Origin of the sequence: Cytobacillus oceanisediminis 2691 (assembly GCF_007678455.1) — a bacterium.
Lineage (GTDB): Bacteria > Bacillota > Bacilli > Bacillales > Cytobacillaceae > Mesobacillus > Mesobacillus oceanisediminis_A.
In genome coordinates this window covers 20,439-30,930 of record NZ_VEEP01000016.1, presented here as the reverse complement: position 1 = coordinate 30,930, position 10,492 = coordinate 20,439, and the positions used below count along the sequence as shown (strand labels likewise).

Annotated in this window: 9 protein-coding genes; all 9 read right to left on the bottom strand. The window is 44.8% G+C overall.

The genetic code is table 11. The features are described from left to right. Positions 1 to 135 precede the first annotated feature (135 nt). Positions 136 to 672, bottom strand: a complete 537-nt coding sequence (gene spoVT / locus FS736_RS22415; RefSeq protein ID WP_144481350.1) for a stage V sporulation protein T — start codon at positions 670 to 672, stop codon at positions 136 to 138. A 265-nt stretch (positions 673 to 937) separates the two neighbouring features. Then, positions 938 to 4,474: a transcription-repair coupling factor gene (gene mfd, locus FS736_RS22410; RefSeq protein WP_144481349.1), complete on the bottom strand. Its 3,537-nt coding sequence runs from the start codon at positions 4,472 to 4,474 to the stop codon at positions 938 to 940. A 183-nt stretch (positions 4,475 to 4,657) separates the two neighbouring features. Then, a complete protein-coding gene (locus tag FS736_RS22405; protein WP_144481348.1) occupies positions 4,658 to 4,888 on the bottom strand; it encodes an anti-sigma-F factor Fin family protein in 231 nt (76 codons plus the stop codon). Positions 4,889 to 5,037: 149 nt separating this feature from the next. Next, positions 5,038 to 5,598, bottom strand: coding sequence for an aminoacyl-tRNA hydrolase (pth, locus tag FS736_RS22400; protein ID WP_144481347.1), 561 nt, complete (start codon positions 5,596 to 5,598; stop codon positions 5,038 to 5,040). 136 nt (positions 5,599 to 5,734) lie between these two features. Next, entirely contained in the window at positions 5,735 to 6,367 is a 633-nt protein-coding gene (locus tag FS736_RS22395) for a 50S ribosomal protein L25/general stress protein Ctc (protein WP_144481346.1), read from the bottom strand. 845 nt (positions 6,368 to 7,212) lie between these two features. Beyond that, a complete protein-coding gene (locus tag FS736_RS22390) occupies positions 7,213 to 8,169 on the bottom strand; it encodes a ribose-phosphate diphosphokinase (RefSeq protein ID WP_144481345.1) in 957 nt (318 codons plus the stop codon). Positions 8,170 to 8,187: 18 nt separating this feature from the next. After that, complete coding sequence (gene glmU / locus FS736_RS22385) at positions 8,188 to 9,561, bottom strand: bifunctional UDP-N-acetylglucosamine diphosphorylase/glucosamine-1-phosphate N-acetyltransferase GlmU (RefSeq protein ID WP_144481344.1); 1,374 nt, start codon at positions 9,559 to 9,561, stop codon at positions 8,188 to 8,190. Positions 9,562 to 9,790: 229 nt separating this feature from the next. Beyond that, positions 9,791 to 10,081 (bottom strand): septation regulator SpoVG, encoded by a 291-nt coding sequence (spoVG, locus tag FS736_RS22380; protein ID WP_023613316.1) that lies wholly within the window; start codon positions 10,079 to 10,081, stop codon positions 9,791 to 9,793. A 212-nt stretch (positions 10,082 to 10,293) separates the two neighbouring features. Continuing rightward, positions 10,294 to 10,492 (bottom strand): hypothetical protein (locus FS736_RS24840; protein WP_222125090.1); only part of this gene is annotated, 199 nt, incomplete at its 5' end.

Below are 10,492 nucleotides of genomic sequence, written 5' to 3'. Positions count from 1 at the left end.
GGTTTTTTTATTACTACCACGCTATAAGCTCTCTGGAACCCCCGGCATAGCCAGGGGTTTTCTAACACAGTAAAAAAGGCAGCTTTGTCAGCTGCCCCATTCAGGTATGATAGAAAATACGGTTAAAACTCTCGATTATTGCTCCATCTGTCTTGCAAGGAAGCCTGCAGCAGTTTCCACTGCCTTTTGTTCAACATCTCCTAGTGACCCTTCTTTAGAGAAGATGATTACGGCCCCAATTGGGTCTCCGTTAGCGATGATCGGCCCGATTGTATAAGAAGAAATAGACTCTTCATTACCGTCAACAAGCGCGAAGTTAGATTGCTGGTTCACAAGCGAGGAAGTACGGTCTTCCATTGTCTTCTCGACTAGTTCACCGATGTTTTTATTCAGGTAGTCCTTCTTGGAACCGCCCGCCACTGCGATATAAGTATCTCGATCGCAGATCAGAACCGGGTTGCCAAGGCTGTCATACAGCGCTTCTGCATACTCCTTCGCAAAATCGCTCAGCTCGCTGATTGGTGAATACTTCTTAAGGATTACCTCACCATCACGGTCCACGAAAATCTCAAGTGGATCTCCTTCACGAATACGAAGGGTTCTCCTAATTTCTTTAGGAATAACGACACGACCTAAATCATCGATTCGACGAACAATACCAGTTGCTTTCATCCAACGTTGCCTCACTTTCATCTGATGATTATTTTTTTGGTAGCGATAATGGCTTTATTCATCATCTTTACCAAGATTTGAACTTAGTATCTTTCATATGGAAAGTTCTATACACTTCTCATCATTATTTTCTTTGAAGTGATAAAGGTGCCAAAAACGGATAAACCTTCCAGTCAACTTTTGCGTACACACAAAAATTACCCTTGTCTATCTTTTTTGAAACACCTTCTTGTTTTACATTTGTATTACAAAATATTTCCACATATCAGGATACTGTATTTTCCTGTTCCTTTTGGGAGTCGTGCAGTCCCTTAACCATCTCGAAAGTAATGTCGAACCAACGATTGTCCTTCAATGCTTTTGTATGGACAACCATCTTTAGCTTGTTGCCTTCCATGCCAAGCCCGACAGCATTCCTGTACTTGCTGCTCAGCTTGAATACCTTCTGTCCGTCAATCCGGGTGCTTCCATCCTCTGATAACAGGATCGTCACATCCTGCTTCGCCTGTTTGATTGATTCCACTCCTGCGGTAATGGCATATACCTTAAGCTCTGCCACCTTGAATAAGGTTCCAACCTCCTGCGGATAATCCCCAAAGCGGTCGGTGATCTCTTCTTTCAATTCATCGATATCCTTCAATGTCTCGATACCGCGGAATCGCTTATACATTTCGATTTTTTGATGGCCATCGGAAATATAGCTGTCCGGGATATAGGCATCAAGCTCCAGGTCGATTTCAATTGAAGGCTTGCGAATCTGTTCTTTTTCAGGCTTGCGTTCTTCGATGGCTTCCTTGAGCATTTGTGAATATAGATCAAAGCCGACTGAATCAATGAAGCCATGCTGCTGGGCACCAAGCAGATTTCCGGCACCGCGGATCGACAGGTCACGCATCGCGATTTTAAACCCGGAGCCGAGTTCCGTGAACTCCTTGATGGCCTGCAGGCGCTTTTCCGCCACTTCAGTAAGAATTTTGTCCTTCCTGTAGGTGAAATAGGCATAGGCCACCCTGTTGGAGCGTCCAACCCTTCCACGCAGCTGGTATAGCTGGGAAAGTCCCATTTTATCGGCATCATAAACAATCAAGGTGTTCACATTCGGGATATCCACACCTGTTTCGATGATCGTCGTACTGACAAGGACATCGTATTCACCTTCAAGGAAACCAAGCATCACCGATTCAAGTTCATTTTCAGTCATCCGGCCGTGGGCAAACGTAACGCGTGCATCCGGGACGAGCATGGAAATCTCTTCTGCTTTCCGTTCAATGTCCTCGACACGGTTATATAGGAAGTATACTTGTCCGTCCCTCGCCAGTTCCCGTTCAATCGCTTCACGGACGAGTCCCCCGTTATATTCCATGACATATGTCTGGACAGGGAAACGGTTTTCCGGCGGTGTTTCTATGACGGACAGGTCCCTGACTCCAAGCATCGACATATGCAGCGTTCTCGGGATCGGCGTCGCTGTCAATGTTAGGACATCGACATTCGTCTTCAGTTGCTTGATCTTTTCTTTATGGGTGACCCCAAACCGCTGTTCTTCATCGATGATCAGCAAGCCCAAGTCACGATAAGTGATTTCCTTTGATAAAAGCCTGTGGGTACCGACGACAATATCGACGCTTCCCGCTTTTAAGCCCTTGATGGTCTCCGTTTGCTGCTTGCGTGTACGGAACCTGCTCATGAGGCCAATATTGATCGGGAAGTCCTGGAACCTCTCACGAAGTGTTTCATAATGCTGTTGCGCCAGGATGGTCGTCGGCACGAGGAATGCGACCTGCTTCCCGTCTGCAATCGCTTTGAATGCTGCCCTGATGGCCACCTCTGTTTTCCCATAGCCAACATCACCGCACAGCAGGCGGTCCATCGGACGTTCGCGCTCCATATCCCGCTTGATTTCATGGATGGAACGGATTTGGTCCTCTGTTTCCTGATAGGGGAAGGACGATTCAAAATCACGCTGCATTTCGCCATCCGGTGAATAAGCATGGCCGACACTCGCTTCACGCTCTGCGTATAGCTTGATGAGATCATCGGCAATATCCTGGACAGAGGATTGCACCTTGCTCTTGACACGCTTCCAGTCGCTTCCGCCCAGCTTGTAGACCTTTGGCTCTTTCCCTTCAGAGCCTACATACTTCTGGACAAGGTCAATCTGCTCAACAGGAACATACAGCTTATCCGTCCCTTGATAGCGGATGTGGAGATAATCCTTATGGACACCATTGATGACAAGCGTTTCAATACCAAGGTATTTCCCGATTCCATGATTGACATGGACAACATAGTCGCCGATTTTCAGTTCTGAATAGCTTTTGATCCGCTCTGCATTCGAAAGCTTCTGCCGTCTTGCCGGCTTCTTTGTTTTTTTGTTGAAAAGCTCCTCTTCCGTGATCACGGCAATCTTCTGGATCGGGAATTCGAAGCCCGTGTTCAGGCTTCCCTGGATGATCTGCACCTTCCCTGGCAGCATTTCCTGCTTGCTGCCCACCTTTACTGCATCAATCTCATAGTCTTCGAGGACACGCTCGAGCTTCTTCACCCTTTCGGCATCCGGACCGACAAAAATGACTGCATAATTCCCTTTGCGCCAACGGTCGACTTCGCCTTTCAGCACATTCATCTGCCCGTGGAAGTTCTGCATCGGTTTGCAGGAGATATTGATGATATTCTGCGGACTCGTGTTTGGCACATGCCGTAAAAATAACGATAAATAGACAATCGGCTTTTGGGTTTTACTCATCAATTCAGGAAGATGGTGAGAAATTTTCAAATCATGGATTATCTGCCCTTCGCCCAGGAGGCTTGTATACCATTCAGCTTCTTCCTTGCTGAGCGACTCGTTCATCTCCTGCACCCTGCTGATTTCATCAATAAACAGAAAACCATTCGACGGCAAGTAATCTATTAAACTTTGAGGCTTTTCGTATGCAATCGATAAGTATTTAAACACTTGATCCGGTTTTTGCCCGTTGCGGAGCTGTTCCAGTTCATAGCCGATATTCTGTGACATCAGCGTCTTCGCTTTGTCATCCTTGAGCTTTTTAAGGCTTTTCGCCAGGCCTTCCTTGATGCCTGAAACCATCCGGTCCAGTTGTTCATGCTCAATCGGGGTTTCCGTCGCAGGCCCGATCGCCACGGTTTTCATTTTTTCCTTTGACCGCTGATCCTCAAGCGAGAACGTCCGGATTGAATCTACCTCCGTGTCAAACAGTTCGATCCTGATCGGATCCGAAGAAGTCAACGGGTAGATATCAATGATTCCGCCGCGGACACTGAATTCCCCAGGTGCGGATACCATTTCCGCCCGTACATATCCCATGCTGACGAAGCGGTTCAATATGGACTCCAGTTCAATTTCTTCGCCAAGCTTAAATGACAGCTGGAATTTTGACCAAAGCTCTTTCGGCGGCAATAACTTTCTCAAACCCGCCATTGGGACAATCACAATCCCCGTTTTCTTTTTGCTCCAATGATTCAAGGCTTCGATCCGCTGCGCCTTAAGCTCAGGACTGGAAATGCTGATTTCAGCAGCAATCAGTTCATTGGCGGGATAAAGATAAACTTCATTTTCCCCTACTAAATTCATCATGTCATCATATAGCTTTTGAGCTTGCAATAAATTATGTGTCACAATCAGGATGGGGCGCTTCGTCTGTTCGTAAATCGCCGCTAAAAAAACCGTCCTTGCCGAACCGGACAGGCCTGCAACGAGCTGTTCCCTGAGACCCGCTTCCATTCCGGAAATGACAGATTGGACATCATCCTGATGACTAAAAAGAGCTTTCAGCCCCTGCATCCAAACCTCTCCCTCTCTTTTTAAAAATCCTAATCTTTTAACTTGGCTTTATTAAACATGGCTGTTGATATTCATTCCGGGTCTAACGCTTTAAGATAACCCGGCTGATCAGAGCCTATGATCACGTCAAGATAGTGAATATTGTAAACAGAAAAATGCTTTGGATGTGGAATCCAAAGCTTGTCAGTGAATCAGGTAGTCATGCTGGTGGAAGTCCGGGTTGCGTTCCAGGGCTTCCTGACAATCTTCACAAATCGATTTTATATGAATGTCGCCATCACCTGAGTAAGAAACCATTTCCTGGCGTTCTTCCTCTGTCAGCTTGTGCAACCCTAAGCTTTCACTGTGGACAGACAACCTGTCCAATGAGCCAATATTCGTGCCGCAATGACGGCAATGATAATGTATAGCCATGCCCGTCCCTCCCAATTTAAGTCATTATTCATTATTGACTCGTTGTGAGGAACTTATGCACTTAGCCTATTGTATGATTCTATTTTAACATTATATTACTTAATCAGAAGATTGACATGATTTCGTGTGCTGTCTTCCCTGATTGTATTTTACTGATTAAACATATTCATGACTTCCAGGAACGGCTTCTTGATCCATGCTTCACAAGCATCTGCGGATTTCAGCACAGCTTCATTCATCTGGTCCTTCTCCTCTGCGGTAAAACGGCCAAGCACCCAATCCGTGATCGCCATTCCATTCGTCGGACGGCTTATGCCCACCCTGATTCTTTTGAATTCCTGTGTGCCTGTATGGGCGATAGTGGACTTTATTCCATTATGGCCCCCTGCACTGCCCTTTTGACGCAAACGAATTCTGCCTGTAGGCATATCCAGGTCATCGTAAATCACGACTAAATCTTCCACATCTATATCATAAAAATCCATAACCGCCCTGATTGATTCACCAGACAGATTCATATAGGTTAACGGCTTCAAAAGAATGACCTTTTCTCCACCCACAAATCCCTTTCCATAAAGCCCTTTATGTTTTGCCTGATCCAACGGGATATTCCACCGTTTGGATAATTCATCAATGACCTCAAAGCCGATATTATGCCTAGTCTGGTCATATTGTCTTCCTGGATTCCCAAGCCCCACGAATAATTTCAACTTTCCACACCCCTAACCAAAAACTTAAGGTTTTAGGCTTCCCCTCGATGCAGGGGCTGCCAGAAAAACCATCCTTTTCTAATGTACATGAAAACCGCAAAAGACGTAACCCTTTCAGGCTACGTCCATTGCATCTTTATTCTCCGCTTGCTTCCGTTTCTCTTCCTTCTTCATTTTCAGGGTCTCCTGGTTCTTGTTCTTCACCGGAGTTGATTTCTTCTTCCACCTTAGGAGGAAGGATTGAAACGATTACCGTGCTTTCATCATCATTTAATTCATAGTTTCCTGTTTTAACATCAGCCAGAGTCAAATTCTCTCCGACCTGAAGGTTCGTGACATCCACATCGATTGAATCCGGAATATTTCCCGGTGTCGCTGTGATATTCACCTCATGGAGCGGCTGCTGAAGGACGCCTCCATCCTTCACACCCGCTGCCTCGCCAACCAGGTTCACCCTGACGCTCGTATGCACCTTAGAACTCTTGTCCACCGCAAGAAAATCCGCATGCAAAATTTCATTTTTAACATGGTCCTGATGGTAATCAGTAAGCATGACGTCCTGCTGTTTGCCATTGACATCAAGCGATATAACACCATTTCTGCCATTTTCACGAATCGTTTTAATAAATTCGATACTGTCAATATAAATCGACTGATTTTCTGTATTCCTTCCGTATACGACAGCCGGGATTTTCCCCTCTTGACGTAATTTCCTCAAGGCAGAACGTTGAGCATTTGTGCGTTCATTTGCTTTCAATAATGCACCCATGATTTTGTCCCCTTCCTATTTCGTTAGTACTTGTCTATATAAAAAATGCCCCAAAACAGGAAGGTCTAAACGTTTTACTTTTTTAAAACGCTTTTATTAACATGGCCCTTTCGCTCTGCACAGGAAATTGCTTCAGGTTCTTTAGAAGTTTGATCCTCTATCTTTAAAACCTGTCACAATAACGAAGGTTTCTTGACAGCTTTGCCCCTCTATCCTTACAACCCGTCACAATAACAAGGGTTTCTTGACAGCTTTGACTCTCTATTCTTAAAACCTGTCGCAATAACGAAGTTTTTTTGACAGCTTTGACCCTTTATCCTTAAAACCTGTCACAATAACGAAGTTTTTTTGACAGCTTTGACCCTTTATCCTTAAAACCTGTCACAATTACGAGGGTTTCTTGACAGCTTTGACCCTTTATCCTTAAAACCTGTCACAATTACGAGGGTTTCTTGACAGCTTTGACCCTTTATCCTTAAAACCTGTCGCAATAACGAGGGTTTCTTGACAGCTTTGAACCTTTATCCTTAGAACCTGTCACAATAACGAGGGTTTCTTGACAGCTTTGAACCTCTATCCTTAAAACCTGTCACAATAACGAGGTTTTTTTGACAGCTTTGGACCTATATCCTTAAAACTTGTCATAATAACGAGGGTTTCTTGGCATCTTTGACCCTTTATCCTTAAAACCTGTCACAATAACATGCTTTTCTTGGCAGTTTCAGCTTCTCCTGCGGAAAGGCATGAAAAAGCGGAAGCGCATTGGTTAGCCCAGTTCGTTTGTAAAAGCAATCAGAAACAAGAGTAGGCTTGCCGATTGGCAAGCCTGTAATCCCTTTATAAAATCAATCAAACAATGTGCTGACGGATTGCTCTTCGTGGACGCGGATAATCGCTTCCCCAATCAGTGGAGCAACAGACAGCTGATCGATCTTTCCAATGCGCTTTTCTTCCGGAAGCGCAATTGTATTTGTCACTACCAGTTCTTTAATCTTAGAGTTTTCGATACGCTCAATCGCCGGACCTGACAATACAGGGTGCGTACAGCAAGCGTACACTTCTAGTGCTCCATTCTCAACGAGGGCATTTGCCGCTAATGTAATGGTGCCGGCTGTATCAATGATATCATCAATCAGGATCGCAATCTTGCCTTCGATGTTACCAACGATATTCATAACTTCAGCAACATTCGGCTTTGGACGGCGCTTATCGATGATCGCAATCGGCGCTTTCAGCCTTTCAGCCATCTTTCTTGCACGAGTAACTCCGCCATGGTCAGGAGAAACAATGACGACGTCGCCATTCAATTCCTTGCTTTTGAAGTGTTCAGAAAGAATTGGCACACCCATCAGGTGATCGATTGGAATATCGAAGAAGCCCTGAATTTGCGGAGCGTGAAGATCAAGCGTGATTACGCGGGTAGCACCGGCAGTCTCAAGCAGGTTCGCTACAAGCTTAGCTGTGATTGGTTCACGGGCACGGGCTTTGCGGTCCTGACGTGCATATCCATAATAAGGCATAACAATATTGATTGTTTTAGCTGATGCACGCTTCAATGCATCAATCATGATCAGCAATTCCATGATGTTCTCATTTACTGGAGAGCTGGTAGACTGGATGACATATACATCACAGCCACGGATACTTTCTTCGATATTGATCTGGATTTCTCCATCGCTGAACTGGGATACAGAACATTTTCCGAGCTCGACTCCGATGACTTGCGCGATTTCCTGGGCTAGTTCTACGTTTGAGTTAAGTGAAAAAACCTTCAAATTTGGATCAAGATACTGGTTTGACATTGGGGACCTCCAAGACTCTTATTTCTTTACGTTCATTTTCCCTACATAATCTTCTTTGTTGACTTGGCGGGCACGTGCTACCGCAAGTGCTTCACCTGGGACATCTTCAGTGATCGTCGAACCGGCCGCAACATATGCGCCTTTGCCGATTTTCACTGGTGCAACAAGATTTGAATTACAGCCAATGAATACGCCATCCTCAATCTTGGTCAGGAATTTATTTTTGCCATCATAATTCACTGTGATCGATCCGCAGCCGATGTTCACATCAGCGCCAACTTCTGCATCACCGATATAGCTCAGGTGGGAAGCCTTGCTTCCTTTGCCGAATACCGCTTTTTTAATTTCGACGAAATTGCCGATCTTCACTTCATCATGGATATCAGAAGCAGGCCTGATATGTGCAAATGGCCCAATATTGACTTCAGAGCCAATCTTGCTGTCAAAGGCCGCTGATTGACGGATAACTGTATTGTTTCCAATCTCACAGCTGCTAATTTCAGTATTTGGTCCAATCTGGCATTCAGATCCGATGTCTGTGCTGCCGGAAAGTGTCGTTCCCGGGAAAATGACTGTGTCCTGTCCGATTGCTACATCCGGTCCAATATAGGTATTATCAGGATCGATAATCGAAACACCATTGCGCATATGGAACTCATTGATTCGCTTTTTCATCGTGCGCTCTGCCTCGGCAAGTGCAACACGATCATTTACGCCAAGCGTTTCAGCGAAATTATCCGTAACGTATGCTGATACAGTTTCACCCTGGTTTTTCAGGATTTCGATGACATCAGGAAGATAGTATTCCCCCTGAACATTATCATTTGATACATTCTGGATCGCTTCGAATAGCATTTTGTTATCGAAGCAGTACGTACCTGTGTTAATTTCATTGATGGTTCTTTCCTGCTCATTCGCATCCTTGTGCTCGACAATTTTTTCGACAAAGCCTTCTGCATTCCGGACGATACGGCCGTAGCCAGTTGGGTCTTCCGCTCTTGCAGTCAGGATGGTCGCTTTGGCGCGTGTCTCTTCATGGTGCTTGAAAAGAGCTTCCATTGTTTCTCCCTTGATCAGCGGAGTATCACCGCAGACAACAATGGTGACCCCTTCCCTATCTGCAAGCATTTCACTCGCTTGCTGTACAGCATGGGCTGTTCCCAGCTGTTCCGCCTGCAAGGCATACTGGCTATCCTCGCCAAGCTGCTCTTTCACCTTTTCGGCGCCATGACCGACAATGGTCACGATTTCGTTTATATCAAGACTTTTCACCTGGTCAATTACATGCTGTACCATTGGCTTGCCGCATACAGGGTGAAGCACCTTATACAACTTGGACTTCATTCTTGTTCCCTGACCGGCTGCTAAAATGATTGCATAACGATTAGACATTAGCAGGCCTCCAATTTACCTTTTTATCCATTACGAATATATCTTAAATAGCCGGCCATTTCAAGAATAGAAGAACAAGTACAATTATTTGTCAGTTTAGGGGGGAAGGTATTTTTCCAAATAGATGGATAAATTTTTATGAGAATAGGTTTAGCTTGCGGATAAACCGGGGAAATAAAAAAGAGCCTAACTTATGCAGCAGGCTCTTGATGTTATGCACTTTTATGTTCTAGGAAGCGCCAGCTTCTTCGAATTCAACTTCCAATTCACCCAAACGGTGGTACTCTGCCAAAACAGCGTCCTGAATCTTTCCGCGTGTACCCGAGTTGATCGGATGCGCGATATCACGGAACTCGCCATCAGGAGTGCGCTTACTTGGCATTGCAACAAATAGGCCGTTGTTTCCATCAATCACCCTGATATCATGGACAACAAACTCGTTGTCAAGCGTGATGGAAGCGATCGCTCTCATCCGTCCATCTGTATTAACGCGGCGTAATCTTACGTCAGTTACTTCCATTCTGTTCACCACCTTTACAAATAGATAAAATTCTAGTTAAATAATTCCACGTTGAAATCAAAACTCCTTCTTTTACAAGAAAATTTTTTTGAAAAAATAGGTCAATTTTGTGAACTTTTTCATAGGGAAAGCCTTTACAATTCCCCAAACCCTTATAAAATAGGCCTTTTCAGCTATTGACGAATCTACAATTTTTTCTAAAAAACTACTTGTTATTTTCTTTTTGAGTTTCTTAATAGAAAACGTTTTTGTATTATAAATGTTAAATTATCCGATTCTATTTGTTGAGGGTTAGAGTTGAACTTTAATTGTTCAGGGTCTCTCTCTTTTTCAGGCGGAGAAATCTCTTGGCTGCGACCGTAACTCGAGGTCTCTCTCTTTTTCGGGCGGAGAAATCTCTTGGCTGCGACC